The 26,915-nt window shown below is 48.1% G+C and carries 20 protein-coding genes; 8 read left to right on the forward strand and 12 right to left on the reverse strand.

The annotated features are described in order from the left end of the window. The first annotated feature begins 228 nt into the window (after positions 1-228). Positions 229-1,338: an SGNH/GDSL hydrolase family protein gene (locus ACKFKH_RS07120; RefSeq protein WP_446857564.1), complete on the forward strand. Its 1,110-nt coding sequence runs from the start codon at positions 229-231 to the stop codon at positions 1,336-1,338. Here the strand turns inward: ACKFKH_RS07120 and ACKFKH_RS07125 are convergent. The 7 genes from ACKFKH_RS07125 to ACKFKH_RS07155 form a co-directional block, all read right to left on the reverse strand. Beyond that, positions 1,298-2,944 (reverse strand): B12-binding domain-containing radical SAM protein, encoded by a 1,647-nt coding sequence (locus tag ACKFKH_RS07125; RefSeq protein WP_446857565.1) that lies wholly within the window; start codon positions 2,942-2,944, stop codon positions 1,298-1,300. The genes ACKFKH_RS07120 and ACKFKH_RS07125 overlap by 41 nt on opposite strands. A 200-nt stretch (positions 2,945-3,144) precedes the next feature. Beyond that, a complete protein-coding gene (locus tag ACKFKH_RS07130) occupies positions 3,145-8,535 on the reverse strand; it encodes a trifunctional serine/threonine-protein kinase/ATP-binding protein/sensor histidine kinase (RefSeq protein ID WP_446857566.1) in 5,391 nt (1,796 codons plus the stop codon). A 302-nt stretch (positions 8,536-8,837) separates the two neighbouring features. Continuing rightward, entirely contained in the window at positions 8,838-9,857 is a 1,020-nt protein-coding gene (locus ACKFKH_RS07135; RefSeq protein WP_446857567.1) for an aromatic ring-hydroxylating dioxygenase subunit alpha, read from the reverse strand. 73 nt (positions 9,858-9,930) lie between these two features. Continuing rightward, positions 9,931-10,896 (reverse strand): ABC transporter permease, encoded by a 966-nt coding sequence (locus tag ACKFKH_RS07140; protein WP_446857568.1) that lies wholly within the window; start codon positions 10,894-10,896, stop codon positions 9,931-9,933. 3 nt (positions 10,897-10,899) lie between these two features. Further along, complete coding sequence (locus ACKFKH_RS07145; RefSeq protein WP_446857569.1) at positions 10,900-11,961, reverse strand: ABC transporter permease; 1,062 nt, start codon at positions 11,959-11,961, stop codon at positions 10,900-10,902. A gap of 3 nt (positions 11,962-11,964) precedes the next feature. Continuing rightward, positions 11,965-13,509, reverse strand: coding sequence for an ABC transporter ATP-binding protein (locus tag ACKFKH_RS07150; protein WP_446857570.1), 1,545 nt, complete (start codon positions 13,507-13,509; stop codon positions 11,965-11,967). A gap of 83 nt (positions 13,510-13,592) precedes the next feature. Next, positions 13,593-14,648, reverse strand: a complete 1,056-nt coding sequence (locus ACKFKH_RS07155) for a BMP family protein (protein WP_446857571.1) — start codon at positions 14,646-14,648, stop codon at positions 13,593-13,595. A gap of 696 nt (positions 14,649-15,344) precedes the next feature. Between ACKFKH_RS07155 and ACKFKH_RS07160 the strand changes: the two genes are divergently transcribed. Further along, entirely contained in the window at positions 15,345-16,736 is a 1,392-nt protein-coding gene (locus ACKFKH_RS07160; RefSeq protein WP_446857572.1) for an SGNH/GDSL hydrolase family protein, read from the forward strand. 12 nt (positions 16,737-16,748) lie between these two features. Here ACKFKH_RS07160 and ACKFKH_RS07165 read toward each other — a convergent pair whose 3' ends face one another. Further along, a complete protein-coding gene (locus ACKFKH_RS07165; RefSeq protein WP_446857573.1) occupies positions 16,749-17,273 on the reverse strand; it encodes a helix-turn-helix domain-containing protein in 525 nt (174 codons plus the stop codon). Between the two features lie 256 nt (positions 17,274-17,529). Further along, entirely contained in the window at positions 17,530-18,396 is an 867-nt protein-coding gene (locus tag ACKFKH_RS07170) for a DUF2382 domain-containing protein (RefSeq protein ID WP_446857574.1), read from the reverse strand. Positions 18,397-18,655: 259 nt separating this feature from the next. On the opposite strand from ACKFKH_RS07170, the gene ACKFKH_RS07175 reads away from it, so the two are divergent. The 3 genes from ACKFKH_RS07175 (at position 18,656) to ACKFKH_RS07185 (ending at position 21,160) form a co-directional block, all read left to right on the forward strand. Continuing rightward, positions 18,656-19,207: an alpha/beta hydrolase gene (locus ACKFKH_RS07175; RefSeq protein WP_446857575.1), complete on the forward strand. Its 552-nt coding sequence runs from the start codon at positions 18,656-18,658 to the stop codon at positions 19,205-19,207. Positions 19,208-19,518: 311 nt separating this feature from the next. Continuing rightward, positions 19,519-20,568, forward strand: a complete 1,050-nt coding sequence (locus ACKFKH_RS07180; RefSeq protein WP_446857576.1) for a YsnF/AvaK domain-containing protein — start codon at positions 19,519-19,521, stop codon at positions 20,566-20,568. A 79-nt stretch (positions 20,569-20,647) separates the two neighbouring features. Beyond that, positions 20,648-21,160: a BON domain-containing protein gene (locus tag ACKFKH_RS07185; RefSeq protein WP_446857577.1), complete on the forward strand. Its 513-nt coding sequence runs from the start codon at positions 20,648-20,650 to the stop codon at positions 21,158-21,160. A gap of 357 nt (positions 21,161-21,517) precedes the next feature. Here the strand turns inward: ACKFKH_RS07185 and ACKFKH_RS07190 are convergent, their stop codons facing one another. The 3 genes from ACKFKH_RS07190 to ACKFKH_RS07200 all read right to left on the reverse strand — a co-directional run bounded on the left by ACKFKH_RS07190 (position 21,518) and on the right by ACKFKH_RS07200 (position 24,220). After that, positions 21,518-22,774, reverse strand: coding sequence for an allantoate amidohydrolase (locus ACKFKH_RS07190; RefSeq protein WP_446857578.1), 1,257 nt, complete (start codon positions 22,772-22,774; stop codon positions 21,518-21,520). A gap of 129 nt (positions 22,775-22,903) precedes the next feature. Next, positions 22,904-23,713: an ABC transporter permease gene (locus tag ACKFKH_RS07195; RefSeq protein ID WP_446857579.1), complete on the reverse strand. Its 810-nt coding sequence runs from the start codon at positions 23,711-23,713 to the stop codon at positions 22,904-22,906. 3 nt (positions 23,714-23,716) lie between these two features. Next, positions 23,717-24,220, reverse strand: a complete 504-nt coding sequence (locus ACKFKH_RS07200) for an ABC transporter permease subunit (protein WP_446857580.1) — start codon at positions 24,218-24,220, stop codon at positions 23,717-23,719. A gap of 386 nt (positions 24,221-24,606) precedes the next feature. Here ACKFKH_RS07200 and ACKFKH_RS07205 point away from each other — a divergent pair, with 386 nt between their 5' ends. From ACKFKH_RS07205 to ACKFKH_RS07215, 3 genes are all read left to right on the forward strand, one after another. Next, positions 24,607-25,308, forward strand: a complete 702-nt coding sequence (locus tag ACKFKH_RS07205; RefSeq protein ID WP_446857581.1) for a GntR family transcriptional regulator — start codon at positions 24,607-24,609, stop codon at positions 25,306-25,308. A 53-nt stretch (positions 25,309-25,361) separates the two neighbouring features. Beyond that, positions 25,362-25,769: an allophanate hydrolase-related protein gene (locus tag ACKFKH_RS07210; protein WP_446857582.1), complete on the forward strand. Its 408-nt coding sequence runs from the start codon at positions 25,362-25,364 to the stop codon at positions 25,767-25,769. 204 nt (positions 25,770-25,973) lie between these two features. Beyond that, positions 25,974-26,900 (forward strand): Rpn family recombination-promoting nuclease/putative transposase, encoded by a 927-nt coding sequence (locus tag ACKFKH_RS07215; protein WP_446857583.1) that lies wholly within the window; start codon positions 25,974-25,976, stop codon positions 26,898-26,900. The last annotated feature ends 15 nt before the right edge of the window (positions 26,901-26,915 follow it).

Consider the following 26,915-nt stretch of genomic DNA (forward strand, 5'->3'; position numbering starts at 1 on the left):
GATGGGGTAATCCTCTCATTCTAGAGTTGAGCGCTGCTGGTGTTTGGATTCGACAAAAGACGCAACGATCGCGGCACTTATTTCTTCCGTAGAAGTTTGTATCTTCGATGAAGATTGTGTAAACGAGGGGTGTAGTCTTACTGAGCTTTGCTGTAATGGTGACACCCTCAGTTAATTTCTTCAAAACCGTAGAAAACTTGTAAGCCTCAATTTTAAGGTAGAAAATACGTGACTTTATTCAAAATTGCGTCCAGAGTTTCTCAGGCGATCCTTCGGATATCTGCCCAGCAGATCGCAGTGACGGCCCTACCGATCGCCTTTATGACAACATCCCCCAAAGCCGCAGAAGCCGCCAGTTTTAGCAACCTCTATGTGTTTGGTGACAGTTTGTCGGATGTTGGCAACACCCTAAATGCTACAAAGATTTTTCCTGCTACCCCTTTTTATACGCCTGGACGCTTCTCAAATGGGCCGGTTTGGGTGGAAGGCCTTGCCTCTAAGCTAGGAAAAACCGTTACAACTGAGAATAATTTTGCCTTTGGTGGAGCGAGAACGGGCAGCGATAATGGCTTGAATCCACTTTTTCCAGGGCTTCAGCAGCAAGTCGGCTCCTTCACTGCTAAGAACACGCAGGCGGATGGAGACGCTCTCTACATTCTCTGGGCTGGAGCCAATGACTATCTCAATGACCAGCTAAATTTTGCTGCGGACGGGGTGGCTGGAACGACGATCGGGAATGCGGTCACCAACCTCAGCACTGCCATCACCGACTTAGCTAAAGTGGGTGCCAAAAACTTTTTGATTCCCAATCTACCCGATTTAGGCAAAATTCCTCAATTCAATAAAAATCCTAATCCGTTGATTCCATCTGGTTTGAGTGCAATTACTCAAGGTCACAACACAGCATTATCTCTGGCATTGCAGTCGCTTTCGGCGAATCCGAATTTGGGCTTAAATCTGATTTCTCTGGACGTTTTTTCTCTGGTCAATCAGGCTATCAACAATCCTGCGAGTTTGGGCTATACCAACGTGACAGACCCCTGTCTGAATGCTCAACCGCCTTTGTTTAGTGGAGATTGTGGCACTCCTGACCAGTATTTGTTTTGGGATAACCTGCATCCAACCGCTAAGGGGCATCAACAAATCGGCGACTTGGCTTACTCAGTTCTGCAATCAAAAGCGCCTGGTAAGTCTGTGCCCGAATCTTCAACGGTGGCAGGTGTGCTAGTGATTGGAGCATTTCTAGGAAGTCGATCTCTCCGAGTTACCCGCAAGGGGTCGCTGCGCCGCAAAGCCGTCAGCAAGAAGCCAGCAAAAGCTCCTGTGGGGGTTGAGTAAACTGGGCGATCGCACTCCTCAAATGCTTTTGCAACGTCGATGGGGGCAAGGCTCCTTGCAGGTGACTCCAGGGTAAGACTTGCTCCAGCGGCCAGTTTTCGTAAACGTAAAAATCGAGATCGGGAATCTGTCCCCGCAGTTCTTTGAAGGCACGACGGTAGCTGCCGAGGGAGTCGCCGTAGTGTCGGGTCAGTTGTAGCAGTTTGGAGAGACGACGATCGCCCCGCGACAAAAGAGCCTGGATCACTGACCAATTGTAGCTTTCGGGACGAAAATCAATGCCCTGGGGACGCAGTTGTTTTTGTAAAAATTGCAGGCGCTTTTCGGCTTGAGTGTTGACCCCAAACCACTGAAACGGCGTGTGAGCCTTGGGGACAAACGTGCTGCATCCCAGAGTTAGCCGCAGACCAGGAACAGACTTTTTGAGATTCCGCAACATCGTGACGGTCTGTTCGAGGTCGTCAAATTCTTCGCCTGGTACACCTGCCATGCCGTATAGTTTAACTGCGTTGAGTCCGCCTGCTTTAGCGTTGATGACAGCCTGAGTGATTTCGTCGTTAGTTAGCTTTTTGTTGATGATCTGGCGCAGGCGATCGGAGCCGCTTTCGACCGCGATCGTGATCGATTTAGTGTCATGCTTCACCAGCGTTTGCGCCAGCTTTTGAGTGACGGTGTTAGTTCTCACAGAGGCGATACTCACCCGAACTTGATCGTGCTGGGGCTGATTCAAATAATCCAATAAAGTCTCAAATTCGGGATGTTGTGTAACGGATGCGCCCAACAGACCAAGACGATCGGTGACTTTTAGACCTCGTTCGATTGCGGGGATTAGCGATTCCTCGACATCAGCAATCCGGAACGGGAGTGTCAAATAGCTGGCCAGACAAAAGCGGCACATTTCAGGGCAACTCCGCACCACTTCCACCATGTAGATATTCTCCCAGGCGGCCTTTTGAGTGACGACAGTGGAGGTCGAAAGCGTGTTACCTCGATAGGTTTGCTTTTCAATGCGAGGGGGAATGGTGGAATCGATCGCAGTGATTTTGTCAATCGGGCCATCAGCACGTTTATACGTCACTTCATACAAGCTGGGAACGTAAATACCAGGAACTTGGGCAAGGTGACGTAATTGAGTGTGGCGATCGTCGTGACGCACTTCTTGATATGCATTGATGAATGCATCTAAAACGATTTCACCATCGCCCAAGAGAAACACATCAAAAAATTCTGCGAATGGTTCTGGATTAGCCGTGAGAACCGGGCCGCCGCCAAATACAATGGGATGGTGATCGGTACGATCGCTCGTACTTAATGGAATTTCTAACGACTCCAACAGATTCAAAATATTGACGTAATCCAACTCCCAGGACATCGAGAACCCCAGAATTTCGGGTTGGGAAGGCAGCGATTCATGCACATCGGTAAACAGCCGACTCACCTGCAAATCACTTCGCGCCGCCAGCGTTGCCCAGACCACTTGATAGCCCAAACTCGTGATGCCCACGGTGTACTCATTGGGAAAGGCAAAAATCAGTGGAATCGCCTCTGCGTCAGGCGTTGCAGGGGTAAAGAGGAGTCGTTCGGAGGGAAAAGGAGAAGTCGTCACAAATCAGCCTAGCGTGCAACAGTGTTTCGACAGGACATACAACCGCGATCGGTTTTTCAAATCTGTCTAACTCCAGCCTAGCACTCAGCTTTACTGATAGGAGTGTCCTTTTGATGACAGCAGCATTTCATTTAGATATCAATTACCAACATTGAGGTTTGTTTGATAGCGGCGTGAGAAGTTTTAGCGCTAAAGAAAGCTTAATTTAGGGGGATTTTGATTTGAAATTCGGTGCCCTGTCCCAGTACAGATACACAGGTCAACTGTCCGTTGTGATTTTCTGTGACAATTTGGTGGCTGATCGATAAGCCTAACCCGGTTCCTTTTCCGGCTGCTTTGGTGGTGAAAAAGGGAGCAAACAAATGCGGTTGTGCAGACTCTGGAATACCAGATCCGTTGTCAGAAATTGTTACCACTGCAAACATATTTTCTACACTTGTGCGAATCCGAATAGCAATACTACGATCGCTCACTTCCTCTAGCGCATCGATTGAATTGGCCAACAAATTCATAAACACTTGGTTTAGCTGTCCAGCATAGCAATTGACGAGGGGCAATTCACCATATTCTTTCGTTAATTCGATTGCGGGGCGATTGGTTTGAGCTTTGAGGCGATGCTGCAAAATTAGCAGTGTGCTATCAAGTCCAGCGTGAAGATCAGCAGGTTGTTTGTCGGTGTCTATGCGCGAAAATGTCCGTAGCGATGACATGATTTCGCGAATTCGACCTGTCCCCAGTCGCATTGAGGAGATGAGTTTGGGCAAGTCTTGTAGAAGATAATCGAGGTCGATCGCTGCTCTATGTTCCTCAATTTCAACGGGTGGTGGAGCCAGATGCTGTTGATAAAGTTCTAGATGTTTTATTAGATCGTTTAAATAGGTCTCAGCGTATTGCAGATTGCCCGTGATAAAGCCAACGGGATTATTGACTTCGTGGGCCACCCCTGCAACCAGTTGACCCAGACTAGAAATTTTTTCGGTTTGAATTAGTTGCGCCTGAGTTTGTTGTAGCGTGTGCAAAGAGTGTTCTAGTTGAAGGGCCCGTTCTCGTTCGCGAGTTTCTGATTCTTGTAGGGCAGTATTAGCCGTTTGCAGCGTTTCGTAGAGCTTGGCGTTTTCGAGAGAGACGGCAATTTGAGACGATAAAAGAAAGAGAATCCGAAGTCGATCGCGTGTAAAAGCATGAGTTGTCTGGTTATTTTCTAAATAGAGAACCCCAAATAAAGCACTCTGGTAAACGATCGGGAAACACAAAATCGATTTGGGCTGATTGTCTAGCACGTAAGGATCAGTGGCACAGATTGAGTCGATCGTCGCGTCATGAATCAGCAGTTTTTTTCGAGTGCGACTGACATAGTGAACCAGCGACATCGGCACCGCTCGATCAATTGTTAACGGCACAGACTTGAGAATGGTAATGCCCGTTGGTTTGCTAACCGCTTGAGACATAATCGCCAACTCGCCCTCTGTTTGCAGTAAGAGCGTTCCTTTTTGTGCTCCTGCACTTTCGAGAACAACGCTCATTAAAGTTTCTAGCAAGCGATCGAGTTGGATCTCCTGTGAAATCGCCTGAGATGCTTTGAGAATTGCGGCTAGATCCAAAACTTGGGAACTGCTCGTACTGGTTGAAGAAATGTGCGTAATTGAGAGAGTCTGGTCTGTCGAAACAGATTCGGGAGGATGGTGAAGGTCTTTGAGAAGTCGAGGATAGCGCTGGTCAAGGTCTTTGAGTTTTGCCTTAGCTCCCCAATTTTGATAACCGCAGTAGGCTTCAATTAAATAAAGTTGAGCAAATTTCTCTTTGCCTTGAGCTAACCAAAACTTAGCTGCCAATTCATTAGCCAGGGCATAGTCTTGAATAAATTCGTTAGCCTTGGCGAGTGCGATCGCCTGATCATAAAGGTCAATTGCAGTCAGAGGATTGGCAGACGATCGCGCCATTTCTGCCTGCACTAAAAGATATTGATGTAGGAAATTATCGGGACAGTTTTCTGCCCAAATTTGTAATTGTTGTTGGTTAGTTGTCAACTGTTGCCAGTCTGCTTTTTGGTCGTCAGCGATCGCATCGGGATATCGAGCCGTGAGAATTAATGAGTAATAGAAATTAAACGCCGCTAATGAAATGCAACCTGGAAAATATTGGAGTAAGTTTTTAGCATTTTGAATACATTGCAAAGCGTCGAGGGGACGATCATATAAATATAAAATTTGTGCTTTAAAGATGAGATAGAATCCGATTCCGGCGGCACTCGATCGTGCTTGACAACCTGTTAAAAACTGTTGTTCATCGAGAGTTTCAGTCTTAAATTCTAGAGGATTAGACTGAGTTGACTGAAGGTTAGCGATCGCAAGTTGACACGCCAACAGCATATCTTTAACCAGCGGATTATGCGTCTGTTCGGCAAACTTTAAGTAATCAGGAATTTTTGCCGCCAAAAAGTCTAAATCGACCCCTTGATACAACGAATTGATAATTTGATGTCCGATATTATATCCCGCAAACTGTAGCTCTCCTGACTCCAATCCGGCTTGATACCCTTCCATAAACGTAACGGCATCTTCTTTGAGCGGTCTCACCCAATGATTAACAGAGCCACCAATTACAAGACAGACTTTACACTTCTCTGCCTGGTCATTAAACTTCTCGCTTACCTTGAGACTTAGCTGACCAAACTCGTATCCCGCCTGATAGTCACCTAACATCGAACCGAGAATTAAACCATATTCAGAATATCCATAAGTGGACTCAGCAAGCTGACCGTAATGAAGGGAAAGATTGACCAGCTTCATAACTGCTAGGAGCCAAAGATCATGATTTGAGAAATAAGTAGGCGAACCCAGCGCCATGAGTAATTTTGCGGCGGCTCTTTTCTCCAGGCTTACCATTTCTGGCTGATGAATTAGTGCTGCAATTTCTTTGTTATGTAAATACTTTTTGGCAGTTTCCAGTTCACTTTTTAGTGCCACTTGTAGATCTGAATCAGGAAGGTCGATCGCTAGCAGCTTTAGTCCCTCGCGTCCCGCTTGAATGGCTCGATCGTACTGAGCTTGTAGAGTGTAGAGGACAATCATCAATCGATAGACTTCTACTTTTTCAAGAACTGATTTTGCTTGTTTTAAAGTTAAGTCAATCAGTTGCTTGGATTCTTTACAATTACCAATTAAGTATTCGATTTCTGCCTGCTCTCGATGCACGGCAAACGTTAGGTCATAGTGTTCTGACCAGGAGTTGTGGAGATGTTGTCTAGCTTGATTGAGATATTCACTGGCGGCTGAGTAAGCGGCGGCACTTTTTGCTTTTTTGCCTGCTTCTAAGTTGAGGGTGGCTAATGTGATTTGTTTTTTAGAGTCGGTGATTAAAGCCTGACCAATATTCAAATGTTCGACCAGTTCAAAGAGGCGATCGCTGCATTCGAGCAGGCTCATGTTTGCGTAAAGAAGTTGACCAATTTGAAGGTGAACGGATTGCTTTTGGCTCTCGTCAATTAGGGCATAGGCGGCTTGCTGGACTCGATCGTGCAGGAATTGGTAGTTGAGGCAGATTAAACTGGCTGAGATAGTTTCTGTCTGAAAAACTTCGGGTTCAGAGGTTGGTACAATCAAGCCTTCTTGAAGGGCAGGTGAAAGAATTTGAGAAATCTCCAGAACAGTTTTTGAACAGATAGTAGACAGCGTTTTGAGATGAAATCGATTGCCAATACAAGCAGAAAATTGAAGAACTTCTTGAGTTGCAGACGGCAATTTCTTAAGTTTGCCAATCATCAATTCGACGACGTTATCTGTGATAGCGATCGCTTCAATTTCAGTAATATTCCACTGCCAGATCTTCTCAGCAAAATTGAATTTCAGCAGCCTTTCTTGATAAAGCGTTTTGAGAAATTCGTTAACAAAAAATGGATTGCCTTCTGTCTTTTGCATCACCAAATTGGCTAATAGCTGAATGCTGGATAACTCGCCACGCAACGTATCAACAATCAAGTGTGTAACATGCTCTAAGGTGAGGGGAGCCAGTGTCATCTGCGCCGGAAAAATTGCAGAGTGCTGCAACTCTTCTAGCAAAATCATGAAGGGATGGGCAGAGTTTACTTCGTTGCTGCGGTAGGCTCCGATCAAAAACAGGTGGCGAGTTTGCTCATCCGTCAGCACCACTTTGATCAACTTCAAGGTTGCCGAATCCGCCCACTGCAAATCATCTAAAAACAGGACGAGCGGATGTTCTGGCTGACAAAACACGCGAATAAACTGCTGAAATACTCGATTAAACCGATTTTGAGCCTCAATGGGGGCCAACGTAGCAACGGGCGGCTGTGAACCAATAATCTGTTCTAGCTCAGGCAGCACATCAATGATCACTTGGGCATTTGCCCCCAAAACCGCGGCCAGCTTGTTGCGCCATTGGTTGAGTCGAGGTTCGCTCTCGGTTAGCAGTTGTCGCATCAGCGATTGAAACGCAACCACGATCGCTGAATAAGGAATATTGCGCTGAAGTTGATCAAACTTGCCAGAAATAAAGTAGCCGCACTGCCGCACACTGGCGTGGTCAATCCCTTTGGTTAGCGGCTTATAAATCTCTTGAACCAGCGACGATTTGCCCACCCCGGAGTAGCCCGTCACCAGCATAAATTCGCTCTTTTGGCTGTGCATGACGCGATCGAAGGCGGTCAATAACTCAGCAACTTCGGCTTCTCGCCCATACAGCTTTTCGGGAATCTGAAAGCGATCGCACTGATCTTGCTGTCCCAGGCGAAAAGGGTCAATGTCTCGATGAAGCTGCCATTCTAGCTGACAGATTTCGAGGTCATGCTGCAACCCAGATGCACTTTGGTAACGGTCTTCTGCCATTTTTGCCATCAGTTTCAGCACGATCGCAGACAGCATTTTGGGGATGTTGGGCTGACGATCGCTGGGGGAGATCGGCGCTCTGGCGAGGTGACAATGGACGGTTTCGAGCGGATCAGAGGTGTCAAAGGGCAGATGATGGGTCAGTAGTTGGTAAAAAGTAATCCCTAAAGAATAGAAGTCAGTCCGATAGTCAATGCCGCGATTCATCCGGCCGGTCTGCTCTGGTGACATGTAGGGCAGCGTGCCTTCTAGCCCATCGGGACTGGTTAAGACTTGCGTTTCTTTGGGCAGGAGAGAGGCAATACTAAAATCGGTAATTTTGACCTGTTTGGTGGTCGGATTGATTAGCAGATTGGCAGGTTTGATGTCTTTGTGAATGACGCGATTTTGATGGAGATCGGAGAGAATTTGGGTGATTTGAAGGGCGATCGCAAAGAATTCGGCCAACTCTATGCGATGCCCCTTGCAGTAATCTTTGAGAGAAACGGCCCCAAAATCCTCCATCACTAAAGCCAAAAGATTGCCAGACGTTTCCAAACTGTATGGGCGCACAATACTGGCTAAATTTAACTCGTTGGCTAAAGTGAACTGTTTGCGAAAAACCGCGAGTTCTCTAGGGGTTGAATTTTTGTTTTTTAGAAGTTTAATAATGACAGGTTTTTGATCCGTCGATCGCTCTCCTCGATAAACCAAAGTTTTAGAGCTTTCGTAGATCTTATCTGCAACTTGGTAGCCCGGAAGGGTGAGCATGATTGTTCCTTGCGATCGAAGTGAAGTCTAACAGTTGACCCTTAGATTTCCCTAGATAACAGTCTAGCCATCAGGTTTATTTTGAGTTATTTCATGGAAAAGCCAATTTAGCATGATAAATCTTACGAACGGTTTTTTACTTTGACAAAAATTTAAGTAGATAGATATTAATAGTTTTATCAATTCGTTCGGCAACTAACTTAAACATTGCTCTGACTACGAAATAAGATAGATGAAGGAATGCATTTCTGATAGCGATCGTAGAACCAATAAACCACGATCGCTATCAAATTCTGAATCGATCAGGTGATTGCTCCATAAGTTAAGCCAAGTTGCTTAAGCCATTTGCGATAAGCCAGCGAAGCCCGATCGCTCGGTAGATGAAACTCAGCTTGGAAATCCAACGGTAAGCGTTTGGGCTGATGAGATTCTAGGTTAGCGACATCTTGAAGAATCACCTTATCTTGAAAGGCGACCATCTCCGCTTCTGGAATTTCATGGGCATAGTTGAGCGCACCCCACATCCAACTAAGACATTCTTCTTCTGAGATAGGCGTAACACAATAGAGCAACACCATATATTGACCGTCAGACACTTCTTTACGCAGAGATGCGGTGAGTGGACGCAAGGCCCAGTAGTCATAGGAAGCAATTCCTCCTTGCCCGGTGCCATCGGGGTCAGGTTGCCAAATGCGAATGTCGTGCAGATAGAGACCATTGTCGTCGGTTGACACTTCATAATCTTCGATCACGGGTTGATCCGGTTCGCCAAGCAGCCCCGCATGGACAAACGGCAAATGGGCCACATCGAGAAAGTTTTCGATCGCTCTCAGCCCACTACAGCGACAATAATGCGGCCCACTTAGATAAGTACGATAGGTGGAATCATTCCATTCTGAAAACGCCACAACCTCCTTTTGCGGAGCGCCCAACGAAACAAAAATCACGCCATACCGCTCCTGCACTTTAAAGGTTTTGACGCAGGCCTGTTTGGGTGGCACATAATCGGGATGAGCCGGGACTTTGACGCATTGCCCATAAGGGTCATACGCCAACCCGTGATAGGGACACACCAGCGTATTGTCTACCACTTTGCCTCCAGAGAGTTTGACACTGCGATGTGGACAGCGATCTTCCCAGGCAGAAATCGTTGTTTCGCCGCGCCAAAGCACTAAATCGGTTTCCATTAAGCGCGATCGCAACACTGTTCCAGGCTTTAAATCCTGTGATCGAGCTAACGGATGCCAATCATCTAAGAGGACGCGATCACAAACTTTGCCATTGGTCTGATTGGATAGACGCACCGAGATTGCTTCAACCATTACACCATTCTCCAGAACACACGATTATTTGACTGACTTAACTTTGGACGAGTTCATTCCTCATCTCTCTCACCTAACGCTTACCTTTAACATACGGAATTCCCAACGCTGCCGGGGCCTCACTGCGACCTGTTCTTAACATCAGCACCACCAAGGTTAATACGTAGGGCAACATCAACAAAAATTCATAGGGCAAATCCTTAAAGCCTAGTGCTTGAATGCGATATTGTAGGGCATCTGCAATTCCAAATAAAAGCGCACCTATCATTGCCCAGAGCGGTTGCCAGCGAGAGAAGAAGACAAGTGCGATCGCGATCCAGCCGCGCCCTGCGGTGATATTTTCGGTAAAAATGTTGAGTTGAACGACGGTTAACACGGCTCCGCCCAAACCTGCCAAACCAGAACCGAGCATAATCGCCCGATAGCGAATCCAATTAACGCTCAAGCCCGAAGTTTCTGCGGCGGCTGGATTTTCGCCCACGGCTCTCAGTTCGAGTCCCCAGTTGGTGCGAAAGAGCAGGAACCCACAGAGAAACACCAAAACTGCGGTGAGATAAACCATCGGATTGTGATCGAATAGGATGTCACCGACGATCGGAACCTTAGACAATTCCGGAATCGCCCAGGACTCCAGACCTTTGACTCGCGCCCCAGACAGTCCCGTTTTTTGTCGAAATAAGTAAGCTGTAACGCCCTGACCTAACAGTACCAGTGTCACCCCTGTCACGACCTGATCGCTTCTCAAGGTGACGGTCAGTACGGACAAAATCAACCCCATTCCAGCGCCCGCCAACAAGCCAGCCAGTAACCCAACCCAGGCAGCAAGACTGGCCATTCCGGTCGCTTGCTCGACGCTGTAGGCTGCCATAAAGCCAGATAGACTGCCGACTAACATCACGCCTTCTAGCCCCAGATTCATCACGCCCGATCGTTCGGTGATGATTTCGCCCAAAACCGCCAACAGCACAGGCACTGCCAACCGAATCCCCGCCGTCAGCAGCGCCACCAAAAAGCTCCAGGTTAAGATTTGTTGCGCCATCGATCAAGACTCCCGTTGGGAAATTGCGTGACCTGCCAACACCAGAAGGACGACGATCGCCTGAATGACTTGCGCGATCGCAGAAGGAATTTGCAACACTACATTCAGCGATTGGGCCCCGACCATCAAGGCAGAAAAGAGCAGCGCTGCCACCAAAACGCCGACGGGATGAAGCTGTCCCAATAGGGCCACGAGAATGCCACTAAAGCCGAAATTATCCGAGATATCACCTTTGAGTCGCGTGTAGGTATAGCTGACCTCGATCGTACCTGCCAGACCCGCCAGCCCACCGCTCATCATCAGGGCTATGAGAATACTACGACTCGTGTTAATTCCTGCACACCGCGCCACACTGAGCCGAGACCCCACCGCCCGAAGCTGCAACCCGATCGCAGTCCGCCACAGCAGCAGGTAAACGATCGCCACCAGCAAAACCGCCAGCCCCATTCCCCAATGTAGTCGAGTGTTCCACAGCGTCGGAATCTGAGCATTGACGCTAAATTGAGCCGATTCGGGTAGAAAGCCTTCGGGCTGTTGGAGTGGCACCCGTGCTGCATACTGAACGAGCAAAATGCCAATGTAGTTGAGCATCAGTGTACAAATGATCAGATTGACCCCGCGTTTGAGATAGAGCAATCCTGCGATCCCACTCCAAATCGCTCCACCCAAGACACCCGCCATCAACATCAAAGGAATCAGCCAGTAAGCCGCCAAATTTGGCAGATTTAACGCGACGACACTACTACAAAGCGCCCCCATGTAATACTGTCCTTCTGCGCCAATATTCCAGACGCGACAGCGAAAGGCGATCGTCATTCCCAATCCAATAATCAACAAAGGAGTGGCTCTGAGCAACGTTTCGGTCAAGGGTCGCCCTCCCCCAAAGGCACCCATCACCATCACACCATATGCCTGTAGCGGATTGGCTCCACTGATTAGCAGTAGTATTCCCCCCAGTATCAGCGCCAGCATTCCTCCCAGCAACGGTGCAAATGGTTTCAATCTCAGCAGAATTCCTTGAGCGATCGATTCCACTCCCGATCCCAAAACGATTTCATCCCTCATTCCTCATCCCTCATCCCTTCTTTTCTCCTCGCGCAGCGGAGCAAAGCTCTCCCTCATCCCTTCTTTCCTCCCTGCCATCAACAACCCAATCTCATTCACATTCGCATCCGCTCGATCGATCAGCCCCACGATCGCTCCTTCATACAAGACGGCAACGCGATCGCTCAAGCTCAAAATCTCATCCAATTCGGTCGAAATCAGCAAAATGGCAGTTCCTGCATCTCGTCGTGCCAGCAGTTGAGCATGAACAAATTCCGTCGCTCCGATGTCCAGTCCTCTAGTGGGTTGAGCCGCGAGTAAAACCTGGTGATCACGAGTCAATTCTCTCGCCAGCACAACCTTTTGAGCGTTGCCCCCAGAGAGTTTTCCGGTTTGAGTTTTGATCGACGGAGTGCGAATTAAGTATTGCTGAACCAAGTCGATCGCATGTTTGAAAATGTAATTTTGGCGTAGAAATCCTTTCCACTGAAACGGTGGACGCTGTACGTCTTTGAGAATCAGATTTTCTGCGATCGAGAACTCTGTCAAAATGCCCATCGACGTGCGATCGGACGGAATGTGAGCCAGTCCCTTCACCAAAATCTCACCTTGACGAATGGGGCGCAAGCCGACGATCGCTTCTTCTAATTCTCGCTGACCATTGCCATCGACTCCCGCCAATCCGACAATCTCACCGGGACAAATCGCCAAATCAATTCCTCGCAGCGCTGGAAGATTGCGATCGCCCATTACCCAAAGATTTTTTAACTCGAAGGTGGGAGGGGGGTGAGGGGTGAGGAGGGGGGTGGTTTCGCGGCGAGAAAGGTTGACTTCCCGACCGACCATCATTTGGGCCAGCGACTGCTCACTGCACGCTTGAATCGCCACTGTATCAACCGTCTGCCCATCTCGCAACACCGTCACCCGATCGCAGATCGCCATCACCTCATTGAGCTTGTGAGAAATGAAGACGATCGCCGTTCCTTGGGCAGCCAGCGTTCTCAGCGTGACCATCAATTCCTGGGCTTCCTGGGGAGTCAGAACGGCGGTTGGCTCATCTAAAATCAGCAGATTTGCTTTGCGGTAAAGGGCCTTGAGAATTTCGACGCGCTGCTGCTCTCCGACCGAAAGCTGCCAGATTTGCGCCGCAGGATCGAGCCTCAATCCATACTGATCCGCCAATTTTTGTAGTCGCAGATTCAAGCGTTTTGGTGACTCGCGCAGCGGCGATCGATTCGCTCCCAGAACAATATTCTCAGCCACCGTAAACGGCTCAACCAGCATAAAGTGTTGATGCACCATCCCAATTCCCGCAGCAATGGCATCCCTGGGCGATCGCAACTTCACAGGCTGACCGTTGAGCCAAATTTCTCCAGCATCCGGTTCGTACAGCCCACAGAGAATATTCATCAACGTGGTTTTACCCGCGCCATTTTCGCCTAACAGCGCGTGAATTTCTCCAGCCTTCACTTCAAAATCGATCGCCTGGTTCGCCATCACACCGGGAAAGCGCTTTGTAATCCCCCGCATTTCTACCGCTAGAAAAGGAGTCGATCGGGCAAAAACCATCGTATGCAAATGAATGAGAGATCACTGAAATCGGCTTGGTGAGGAACGATGAACCGTTATCAAATCCACCATTCCTCGTCAGCCTACTTGGGCACAAACGGCACCTTCAGTTCACCAGAAGCAATTTTGGCGCGGGTCGTTTCTAGGGTCTGAACCTGATCGCTCGTCAGCTTGTCTTTAAACCCTGGAGCAACTTCTACAGCGATCACCCCTTCTGCAATCCCCATTTTGTAATACTGATTGGTGAAGGATTTGGCTTTGGTGTCCTCGACCATTTTGTTAAACAACGGCTCCATATTCCAGAGCAAATTCACTGCGACTACCTGTGGGCCCAGCGGAGACATATCACCGACATAGCTTGTGGCATATCCGCCTTTGGTTTTGGCTGCTTCGATCTGCCCGATCGTCGGCCCTTGTCCACACCCAATCCAAAAATCAACGCCAGTTTCTGCCTGAGACAAAGCGGCTTCTTTGGCCTTGGCCACATCGTCCCAATTGCCAACGGCCGCACTGGTCAATGTGGCATCGGGTCGGACTGTTTTTGCCCCCGCCAGCATGGCCTCGCCCATTGAGTGACAAACGGGAATATCGAAACCATACAGCGCTCCCAGCTTGCCCGTTTTGCTGAGTTTGGCTCCCATCAGACCCACCAGATAAGCCCCCTGGTAAAAGGGTTGGTCATAATCCGCCACATTGGCGGCCGTTTTGTTGATTCCCCCGGCCCAGGCAAAATTGACGTTAGGAAACTCTTTGGCAACCTTAAAAACCGCGTCTCCGTAGTTAAAAGAGTGAGCGACGATCGTGCCATATCCCGATTCCGCATACTGCCGCAATACACGCTCAATGTCTGCCGGAGAAACGGACTCAGACACAGCAACGTCAATGCCTTTTGCCTTTAGGGACTGGGCAGCTTCAACGGCTCGCTGATTCCAGGATTTGTCAGTGGGCGGCCCATTGATGATCAAAGCAAACTTGGGAGCTTTTGAGTCAGCGGTGGGACTGGCGGCTACAGGGCTGGCGGTTGGAGATTGAGAAGTCGTCGGAGTCGAACTACAGGCCACCATCAGCATAAGCGGTGCCGCCAATACAAGACTTGCCGCTGTCTGCTCAAAGGTCTGAAAAAAACGTTTTGGATTCATCACAAATACTACCGGGATTAAAAGTGCATCGAAAGGCTGCTTAGATATTCCCCCGCCCAACTTGAGAAGTAAAGGGGGTTCAATAGATACTAAGAAGATTTGAGTGTATCAAGGCGGATGAAGCCTGTTGTGTAAGAAGCTATACTAACCCGATCGCGCTAGTCAATCATTTTCATTGCGTTGTCATTGCAATTTGCAGTTTGAACTCATTGCATTAGGGTTACTCTTGTCGCTAATTATCATTCCTCAAGGTGTTATTTTTTCAGTACATTGATTTTGAGTAGGGCGATCGAGAAGTTGCTGTTGACTTGAGAAAAATATTGAGAAAAAAGTTGAGCTTGTGATAGTGGTTGCGTTTAGTAGTAAAATGCTTAACCTATCAGGAGGAGTCCCGTAACTTTTGGGGTTAAGCTGGCTAAATTTCTAGACAAGCCAATCATTTTGACGTTCATCGAGCGATCGGGTGTTGCTATCAATTTTCTGCATGAATTGCTTTCTACGCTATAAAACCTGAATTAATCCTGACTTCACGCGAACTGAATTTAGCTTAATCAACTGACCTGCAAAGTTACTCAAGGATTACTTCTAATGATTAGATGTAAATGTCTTGGCGTGATGTTAGCTGACAAGCTGAATTGACTGTGAAGTTAGCCCAAGCCTTGAAAGGCGCTGTTGATCGTTTAAGGAATCTGCTGAATGTTTCGGACTAGCCGCAAAACTTATCGGTCTGGCTTCTCGTCGTACCAGAAGAAAAAGAAATCGCTGCCTCGCTGGTTGATTTTGGGGTCGATTCCATTGATTTTGATTGGCTTAGAGTTAATGGCCCGTCTGGGTGTTGGCCTCGCTGGCAAAACAGCAGAATTTGCAGCCTATGAAGGCGAACCCTTGAGCATGACGGCTTACCGCTTGAGGTATCTTGATCGCACCAATCAGCCCTACGATGGACTGCCCGATCGCGGCCGCCTCAAGGTCAGACGCAGTTCTCTTCTGGGGTACAAACTGGTTGGCAATCAGCAAAGTAATGCCTGGCGAATCAATGAGCAAGGGTTTCGAATGGAGCAGGCGATCGCGCCCACCAAGCCCAAAGATGAAGTGAGAATTTTTGTTTTGGGTGGCTCAACCGCATTTGGACAACTGAGTTCTAGCAATCAAGCCACCTTTGCTAACCAACTCGAAACTCGCTTTAATCAACAAGTTGCGACCCAAAAAACAAACTCTGCTAAGTTTCGTCCCGACGTGTTGCCCTACTACGCCGACGAGTTGACCAAAGCAATGGCCCTGCCGCCTCGCATTCGAGAAAGCCGCTATCGAGTCATTAATGCGGCTGTCCCAGGATACGCCTCTAGCAATCAGCTTGCTCAACTCACGCAGCAGGTTTTGGCTTACAAGCCCGACTATGTGGTGATTGTCGATGGCTATGCCGATTTGTTGTTGCCCAGTACTCAAGAAGGAGCCGACGTTCCGGGTATTGAGGGGATGTTGGAAAATGCTTCTGGACACTTCACGACTGCCCTTTCAGAACGGTGGAAATCCTGGTTTAACCAATCCTATCTAGTCAAGAGCATTCAATACTGGCTGTTGCGTCCCCAAGATGCTCCGGCTCCCATGATTCCGCCTGATACAGGAGTCGCGATCGACCAGCGCCTGCCCACCGACACAAATGAATTAAACCGTCGCGTGTCTCGCTATCGCAATAATTTAGAACAGATTGTCCGTCTGACCACGAGCGCCAAGATTCCGCTAATTGTCGCCCTGCAACCCGAAATCACTAGCCGGACAGACACGCTGACTCAGCGCGAGAAAAAGATTCTTAGCCAACTGGGGTCAAGCTATCCGCAGCAAGTTAAGTCTGGATATAAAGAACTTCAGCAGTCGATCGCACAGGTCAAACAAGCCTCTCCTCAAGGAGTTACCACCCTCAATCTGTACGATGCGACTGCCAGCCTCAAAGACGATGCATTTCACGATCCGATTCATCTCACTGATAAGGGCAACGAAGCGATCGCCAACAAGCTCTATGAGTCGATGGCAAATTCGCTAACCGTCCAGCCTAAACCGTTTGCCCAACCAGAACCACCTGTAAGATAGTAGAACGGCCGGCTAGATTGGAGTTTCGTCTCTGGCTTGGGAAGTGGGATTTCGTCGTTTTGAGGTTTTTCGACCTTTGAGAAATTGTGTTTTTACAACTTCAAAGGCCTGCTTGTAGATCTGAAAGTCGGAGGGCTTTTCGACATCGGGGACGCTGCGGGTGACATAGTGGAACGCATGGAAAATCGAGTTGAGTCCGGCGATCGCGTCTTCCATTGGAATCGGGCGGGTGACAGACGATCGCTCCACTTTGATGATGTAGTTTAGTCCGCCTAACTTTGCCAAATTTTCTAGCTTGTTTTCGTGGACAAGTCGAGCAACTTTGGTCAGGTCAGCCCCAATCACACTGGCAATTCTTTTGGCGGTTTCTTCGTCTGGGCCACTGCGTTTGAGGCAGATCCAGCCCAGCCCAGCACGAGAAATGTTGACCTGTCGAGCAAGCTGACTCATATTGGTCTGCGGGTTTTCTTCAAGGTACTGTAAAACGAGTCGTCCAAAAGCTGAACAGTCTTCAGGACGCAACTTCAGAGGATTCATGTCAGATCTTAAGACTGGAATTTCTAAATATTTTGCAACATGGAGAAGAGTTCTTAGTATACTTGTTCCTTACGGAAAGCTGCATTCTCCCAAGGATGGCAAAGGCAGAGCCAACGATAGCCCTGCCCAAAGAGTTTTCAACGCTGATTACAAGTTGACGTGAATTCAAATCAAGTTTTGCTTCCTCATTCAACCCTTTGATCCTGCGATCTTGCCAAAGTTGGGAAATAAGGGTTCGATCTGAAATCTCGTCAGGCTAAATTGATCGCTGTCCAGAGCGCGTGTCTATCCCTTGATCGACAACAGGGCGACCGTCTGTATCAACGTCTAACTCTTCACGGCGCAGTTGCTCTTCCGCTTGAACCGTTTGCTGATCGACTTCTTTTCTCACAGTCACTTCTTCGCGCACAAAAGCTTCTTTGCGAATGTCAGGCGTTTCTTCGTAGACTTCCACTCGCGCCACTTCTCCTTCGGCAAAGGCACCCGCATCCGGAGCAACCGTTCCCGCGTTAACGGGAGTCGTGCGCTCAATGACCACGCGCTCTTTTTCAACGGGGACAGAGACTTGTGTCGTTTCGGTTTCGACGCGCTTACCGATCGCCACTTCTCCAGTTTTTTGGCGAGTCTTGCTGGCGATCAATCGCTCTTCATAAAGTCTGAGACTCTGGTGTTTTTGCTCGTCAAGGTTGTAGAGGTCGGGTTCTCGATCGTAGGTGTAGCTGTTGCGATCGTACAGGGGGGCATCTAGCGGAGCCGAGTTTTCTACAGCAGCGGGACGATATACGCCTCTGACTTGTTCTTCCTGGTCGTAATCGATCGCGGTGCCTTCTTTATATTCGGGAAGCGCTTCGACCTGGGCACGAGTTAGACCGTTGGCATGAACGCAGTGAGCCTGGTTGTCAATTTCAGCACGACCGATCGGAAGTAAAACATTTTTGCCCAAAATCCAGCCGCCTGTGTGAATGACTAGATAGCGAAATTTGCCAGCGTCATCAACAAGTAAATCTTTAACTGCACCCACTTTTTCGCGGCCAGAGTAGAGGTCATACTCCAGAATGTGTTGTTCTTTGTCAAAGTGTTTGCGGTAGTCAGGATCAAAATCTTTAATGGAGTGAAGTGACATCTTTTGTATCCTATGTAAAGTGTTCGTCTTACTTTTACTTAAAACTAGAAGTTGAGAAATTACACTTCCTCTCTCTTAAGTCAGATTGCTTCGGATTTTATAAGAGGTTTTAGAACAGGGCGAGAAGACCTTCTTTTACATTTCTAGGAAAATAGTTGTCTATCTCATAAGGCTTAAGCAAACTGTCCCTTGGGCAAGAGGAAGGTTTAAGTTCAATTCGATAAGTTAAAAAAGTTTGTCAACCACTTTGAGACTTATTATGAAATTGGCTATTCGTTCTTTTTGTCAAGCTATCGTTTTAGCGATCGGAGTCACCATTCTCAACAACACTGCTGAAGCGATCGCCGCTGAAAGAGTGACTTTGAAATACAAGATTTTTCGAGAATCTATCTCTGTTCCCCAACTGGTGACCTTTGCTAAAACGGGCGAGGTTTCTCAATCTTTGCGGTTTTATCTAAATGCGACTCGGCAAAACCCAGAAGATGTCAGACGGGTCTTAAACCGACCCATTGATGTGAATGTTGTAACCCTCGATCGTACCCTCAACAGCCGAGTCGGAGAGTTGCTGCTCGACCAGGTAGGACAAGCCATTCACCCACCCGTTGAAGAAGTTAATCGGCAGGCACTACGATCGGCATTGGTGTTATCGGCTCAATCAGATAATCAAATCTCACTGATAGAAGTGCTGCAAAACTATCCGACGGCAGAGGTCGAAGTCGAGGGCGAACGGCTGGTGCAAGCTTATCGCCAACTTAGTGCACTAAATGGTCGTCTTCGCAATGTTGCAGAAGAGTTGATTAGACGGCTGTAATCATCCGTTAAATCTGTTGGTTTAGGTTTGCTGAAATCGCAGCATCTTCTCTAAACTCTGATCAAAAAATGGACTTTTGACTTTGTTGGATGATTCAGTTTTTCTTCTTTTAAAGCAACTCAAATCGTCAAAAAATTGCTCGATCTCTATCTCAGTTGTGAGAGCCTTGAGCACGATCGTCTTGCTTTTGATAGAGGAACAGCCTATCTAAATAGCGATGGCTTTTCTGTCTAGAAGAGAGTTAATGATGATGTAGCAACGAAGTGTTTTTACTTTAGTTTGCAAACTTAAAGGATTAGGAGAAAAAGAACATGGCTTTAGGTCGTCAAGACAATATGATGAGCAATCAACGTGCAGTGGGTGTATTTCCGACTCGTCAGGCCGCCGAACAAGCGCTCCACGAATTGAGAGACTCTGGCTTTAGCATGGATAAGGTTTCTGTTATCAACAAAAATGCTGATCATAGGGATGGCATGTCGGGTGCAGAAGTCAGCGATCGCGTTGGCAACAAAGCAGACGAAGGCGCAGGAGTCGGAGCGGTGTCGGGTGGGGCACTCGGTGGACTCACAGGTCTGCTGGTTGGACTGGGAACGCTGGCAATTCCGGGAGTTGGCCCAATCATGCTGGCCGGAGCAACCGCAACTGCTTTGGCAACGACGGCTGCGGGTGGTGCGATCGGAGCCGCTGCGGGTAGCTTGCTGGGCGGATTGGTCGGTCTGGGCATCCCCGAAGCAGAAGCCAAACACTACAACGATCGCATCACTCAGGGTGGCTATCTTGTAATTGTGGACGGCACTCAAGATGATATTCGTCGCGCTGGAGCTATCTTGAGCCACCGAGGAATTACAGACTGGGCGGTGTATGGTGGTTCTTCTGAGTCTCGAATTGACGCAATGCCTGTGGCTCCAGTGGCCACACCTGTACAAGCGACTCGTCAAACGGCCCCGACCACTGACGCTGAATCAATCAAGCTGTATGAAGAGCGTCTCGTGGTTGATAAAGACCGGGAAAAAACTGGAGAAGTCGCGATCGGTAAGCATGTCGAAACCGAAACAGCACGAGTTTCTGTGCCGATCGAGAAAGAGCGGGTTGTCATTGAGCGCACGACCCCGGTTAGCGCTGAAGCGGTCGTTCCGGGTGAGATGGCTTTCCAATCAGGCGAAACAGTGCGGGTAGAAGTCTACGAAGAAACGCCCGACATTCATAAAGAAGCCTTTGTGCGCGAAGAAGTCACCATTCGCAAAGAAGTTGAACAAGAAACCGTGACGGCTCAAGAAACGCTGCGTCGCGAAGAACTGGAGATCGATACGGAAGGTCGTCCTGTTGTGAATGCCGATCGTAACTTGAACGATCGCATCTAGTTTCTGTGTCGGCGGCCAGGTCAGCCCTGATCTTGCTGCCGATTACCTTTTCATTCAAACTGATAGGATTACTAGGACAATGAAAAAATTTGCATTTCTTCTATTTAGCGGTGTTTTGGCGATAAGTGTGTCAGCCTGTGGGCCAGCTAAAACCAGCAGCGAGGCACCCAACACCACGGCGGAGGCTAGTCCAAACATGGAGAAACCGACCGCTCAAGCCAATCAAGATGACGCAACGAACGAAACGCGCAGAAAACAATTGAATTCTGATATTCGGGCTGCCGAAGAGCGCAACAAAGTAGCGGGTGATCAATCGGTCAAAACTAATAATGACCTACAAAGTCAGGTGCGATCGAAGCTAGAAGCCAACCTGCCCGCAAGTGCTTTGGCGGTTGAAGCAAATGAGGGTAACGTTACGGTGACAGGAACCGTTGTCAACCAAGCCCAGCTTCAAAAGATCGAATCGCTTGCTAAAGAGATCAGCGGAGTCAAAAGTGTAGATATCAAAGCAACGATCAACACCGCCGCGAAGCCAGCAGCACCCAAGCCCGGATCAGCCGATCTAACCAAGGAGTCTACGGGAGCGAAGTAAGCTTTCTGGAGTCCTGCTTAATATAAACAAATGCAGAATGATGAATCCTAAATGCATGTTGTGTGATTCATCATTCTGTAGGTTTGGCAAAAACTAATGTAGTGCCCACGATCGTTCAGGTTGTGGGTTCTGTTTTGGTTAGATAAGAAGATTCACCAAAGCCCAATACAAAATCAACGTTGAGATAACACCCAACCAGAGATAAGTTTGTTTCACGACAAATCACCTACCTAGACTTATTCCATTCATAAGCTAGACAAAATACTAGGATTCTTCATCTATCGGAAAGCTGGAATGTGTCTTGTTTGAGTGGAAGCGATCGTGACTTCACCAATTAAAGTTTTTGAACCCCAATAGTTAACTCAAGGAGTCGATCGTATACATGCGATCGAGCCTCAACAAGGTTTCTAACAGCATTTCTACACCTTGAACACATTGTTCGGGTGACGTGTACTCATCTTCCGCGTGGCTGATCCCTGCGTGACTGGGGACGAAAATCATGCCCATGTCGGTAAAGAGTCCCATTTCTTGAGCATCGTGGCTGGCGCGGCTAGGTAAATGACAATAGCTAAATCCTTTCTCCTGGCAGATTTGCACAATTACATCTTGAATTTTGGGAGTTGCCAGAACTGCTTCAGTGCGGAGAATTGGAGCGGCTGTGATCTCGGTTTGGGTGGCGGCGGCGATCGTGTCCAACTGCTCCATGAGTTGAGCGGACAACTGTTTGAGATTTGCCAAGTTAATGTCTCGCATGTCTACCGTCAGTTCCACCAGTCCGGGCACGATGTTGGCCGCGTTGGGAAACACATTCAAAGCGCCCACGGTGGCGACTTGCTGACCGGGTGTATTCTTAGCCAGCCCATTCACGGCTAGAACGATTTGAGCGGCGGCGACCAGCGCATCCTGTCGAAGATCCATTGGCGTAGTGCCCGCATGATTGGAACGACCTTTGACAACGATTACATCGCGGTGTTGCCCCACAATTCCTTCGACGACTCCAATTTCTTTGCCCTGATGATCGAGAACGCCGCCCTGCTCGACGTGTAACTCGACATAAGCCGCAACCTGGGAGCGATCGCGTTTGGCGGTTTGCAATTGTGACCAGTCTCCGCCGACTTTTTTGAGGCAAGTCTCGATCGCCGTTCCATCGTCTCGTCGGTAGTATTCAGCTTCTTCAAATGCGGTTCCTGACATGGCTTTGCCGCCGATCATGCCACCTTCTTCGTCGGTGAAGACGATCACTTCGAGGGGGTGATTCATCTGAATCTGGTTGTCGCGTAGGACTCTGACGACTTCGATTCCGGCTAATACGCCCAGCGTGCCGTCGTAGCGTCCGCCTGTAGGAACGGTGTCAATGTGCGACCCGGTGACCAGAGAAGGGGCCTCAGCGACCCGTCCGGGGTAGGTGCCAATTAAGTTGCCAGCCGCATCAATTCGCGTGGTCATGCCTGCTTCGACCATCCACGATCGCACCAACTCACGCGCTCTAATATCTTCTGGACTGTAAGCAATGCGCCGCACACCCCCGTTAGAAAGTTTGCCGATCGCGGCGAGTTGATCAATTGTACGGTTGAGGCGATCGCTATTGATGAGAGAAGTCAGAGTCAGAGTCATAGAAAAGTTTTGAAGGTTGAGGGTTGGAATTAATCGGTAGTTAGTGATTAGTCAGGAGTGATTAGTCGTAAATCAATTACTAATCACTAACCACCAACCACTAACAAACTGATTTAGAACGGCTATAGTTCATTCAGTTTGGCGGCGCGTAAAAAATTGAATATCAACTAATGCTAGTCCAATCATCAAAAAAGAAAAGGCAGTTGTGAGCGTGCCCAGGGCATAAGGTGACGGATTGGTGACATTGGTGGTCATGCCAAAAATTTCGAGCGGCAGCGTGTTTTTTTCACCTGAGATCAATGAGGTGCGGGTGAATTCGTCATAGGACAAGGTGAACCCAAACAGCGCCACTCCGATCAGGCTGGAACCAATGAGCGGTAAGACAACCTGCCAAAACGTTTGACCGTCTCCTGCGCCCAGATCTCGTGCGGCTTCTTCGTAAGATGGATCAAATCGATTGAATACGCCCACCATTGTCAGAAATGCGAAGGGCAACGTCCAGGTGAGGTGTCCTGCTAATGCTGAGGTGTACCATTGATTAGGCAGTTTTAACAAGCTAAAAACAATGCCGATGCCCAAAGAAATGAGAATGCTAGGAACAATCAAACTGGAAACGGTGAGATAAAAGAACAGGTTAGAGCCAATGAATCGTTTGCGGAACGCCATCGCAGCCGGAACGCTAATCAGTATCGTCAACGCCATAACCAATAGACTGAGCGTGAACGATCGCCCAAACGCTTCGACAAAACTTCCGACGCGCTGCTCTCCAAAAACGGCACCAATCCAATAAAAGCTAAATCCTCGCATCGGAAAAGTTAGCTCACCTTCGGGCCCTTGCAGAGAGAGCAAAAAGATCGCCGAAAACGGCCCATACATAAACAGCACAAACAACCCAAAGAACGCCGCCAACAAGTAAAAAGACAACGGGCGCTTTTTCATCGCTTATAGCTCCTTGCGAATGTCAACCACGCGCAAAATTGAGAACACCAATAGGAGGGTAATGGCTAACAAAATGACTGCGTTTGCGGCGGCTAGGGGATATTGCAAACTGCCGATTTGATTTTTGATCAAATAACCGATCGACGACGACTGTCCCCCACTCATCAGACGAACTGTTGCAAACTCTCCCATGACTAAGGTGACGACAAAAATGGTGCCGATCGCAATCCCCGGAGCCACCAACGGTAAGATAATTTCCTTCTGAATCTGAAAGCCAGAAGCTCCAGCATCTTCGGCGGCGGTAATCAGAGCGCGATCGATTCGCATCATGCTGTTAACGACCAGATAGCAATAACTTCCCGCAGCGACTTCCAGGTTTAAATTCTCAATCGCTGTAAAGCTACCGTATTTTTTGGTCACCGATCGCAGAGCAACCCCTTGAGTGCTGTTAAAACTTTTGACAACAGGGTCGCGCTTGGTGGATGGGTGGGAAGTTTCTGTCGGCATGGCTTCTCCAAGTTAGAGGTAGGAACTCACACATTCCTAAAGTCAGGATCTCATAGAGCAATTTGGGAAAATGTGACAATTTATGCAGAAGTTGAGCCGACTCAGGACTTGTATCGCATAGATAAAACTCAATGATCAACCAATTTCTGATTCTTTCAACCACCCCTGACAACGGAGGCAAGTGTTTGATAGGATTATTGCACTCAAGGCATGTAGACTGTATACCGTCTTCGATAAATAGTATTGTGTTTTCCTAGACATTTTTGTGGCTTGGGCATCTGACTTTATGAGAAAGAACCGACCTTAAGGACTGGATCGAGCGTTCACAGTTCTCAGGAAATTGCATATACAATTTGCTTCCGCTTGCAAGGTGAAGGAGTATTATTTTGACCCTATCTCCGCGATCGCTACAGCGCAGTTTGTCGCTTCAAGAACAGACCTATCAAGCCCTCAGAAGTGCGATTCTGGCTGGAGAGCTAGTACCAGGAGCGAGACTGGTCGAAACTCAGTTAGCCAAACAGCTAGAAGTCAGTCGGACTCCGATTCGGGAAGCATTGAGACAGCTTCAGCAGGCAGATTTGGCCATGCCAGACGCAAATGGAACGTTGCGCGTAGCCACCTTTTCTCAGAGTGACGCGACGCAGCTTTATGATTGTCGGATCGCTTTGGAGCAGCTATCTGTAGTAGGAGCCTGTCAAAACGCCACTCAGCAGCACTTTGAAGAGTTAGATGTGCTAGTCATGCAGGCCGAAAAGATGGTCGAGAGCAAGCGATCGCACTTCAACAATTACCAACTGTTGGATCTGGATTATCAGTTTCATCGACTTCTAGCCAAAAGCTCTGGCAATCTGTGGTTGATGTCGCTGCTCGATCAAGTTTTTGATAAGATGGCGCTGCTACGAATTCAAACCATGCAAAACAATCCCCAGGTGTTAGAAATTCGGATTGAGCATCGTCACATTTTTGAAGCGATCGTTCAGCGAAATGCAGAAGCGGCGATCGGCGCGATCGGGCAACATCTGGCAGCCAGTCAAACACGAGTCATTCGAGAAGTGCGATCTCTGCAAGAGAATGTAGTAGAAGGGTAGGGGGAATGAAAATTTCCTGCGAATCGATCGTCTACTATTGAATTCTTTTCACCATGACAGCAACCAATTCTGCGGACACTAAGCGCGTTTTTATCTGTGGCTCGGCACTCAAAGGACAGCCTGATCACGGCAATCTGCAATCTGCAACGTTTCTGCGATCGGCTAATACCCAACCGTTATATCGTCTCCATGCCGCACAAAAAGGCTGGCACCCCGCGATTTATCAAGTCGAGGAGAATGGCATTAGCATTCCGGGTGAAGTGTATGAACTAACGATCGCTCAGTACGATTATTTAGTCTCCACGGAGCCGCCCAATATGTATCCAGGCGATGTCATTCTCGAAGATGGAGAAGTCTTGACAGCGATGCTCTATCCGCGTGATCTGGTTGAAAAATATCAGTGGGTTGACATTTCTGATCTGGGTGGTTGGGCAGCTTACAAGAAACAATCTGCAACGTAGTTGTTCTAAATCTAATGAACATCCTAATGAGTTGTGGGAGTTTGGTGGTTAGTGATTAGTCGTTAGTGATCAGTCGCAAACTAATGGCTCAGAACTAAAGACTAACAACTTGACCATTTCAAGATTCTCACAACTGATTTAGGATTTCTATCGGTTCATCTAACGCTTTAACTTCTGATAAAAATGCTGTCTCTAGATTTGTAAATGACGATCGACCACGACCAAAACTTCAAAGAACTGATCTCCACTTTCTTTTTAGAGTTTTTGGAACTGTTTTTGCCTGAGATCGCTAGGACGATCGACCCCAATTCCATCACCTTTCTACAACAAGAATACTTCGCTGATCTGGTTGAGGGTGAGGAGAAAATTATTGACCTGTTAGTAGAAGTTAAACAAGCGGGACGAGATGCAACCTTTTTAGTCCACATTGAAGCGCAGGCATCCAGTCAAGCTCACTTTCACCGCAGAATGTTTTATTACTTTGCAAGACTGCATCAGCGATATGTGAAAGACATCTATCCGATCGTGATCTTTTCCTTTGATGAACCGTATCGAGTAGAAGAGAACACTTACAAAGTGGCGTTTCCGACTCGGAAAGTGCTGGAGTTTAGTTTTGAGTCGATTCAACTCAATCGGCTAAACTGGCGGCGCTATGTCAATCAGCCCAATCCAGTGGCGGCGGCGCTGATGGCAAAGATGAAGATTGCGAAGAAAGACCGCGCCAAGGTCAAAGCAGAATGTTTACGATTGTTGGTGACCCTGCGCCTCAATCCTGCTAAAACCCGATTGGTTTCCAAGTTTGTAGACACGTATCTCCGGCTAAACGTCAAAGAGGAGCAAAGGTTTCAATCCGAAATTGATAAAATGAATCCTAGCCAGAAGGAGGAAATTATGCAGAACCTGACCAGTTGGGAAGAGAAAGGCATGGAAAAGGGCATGGAAAAGGGCATGGAAAAGGGGCGGCGATCGCTCGTGTTTCTCCTTTTACAGCAGAAAGTGGGACAGTTACCTCAACTTCTAAGCGATCGTATCTCAACCATGTCTGCTAACCAACTAGAAGCACTTGCGATCGCGCTATTGAACTTTAGTACGATCGATGACCTGACAACTTGGCTAGACAATCAAGGATAGCGTTCGTAGCTCAGA

The organism is Phormidesmis sp. 146-20 (assembly GCF_052939475.1).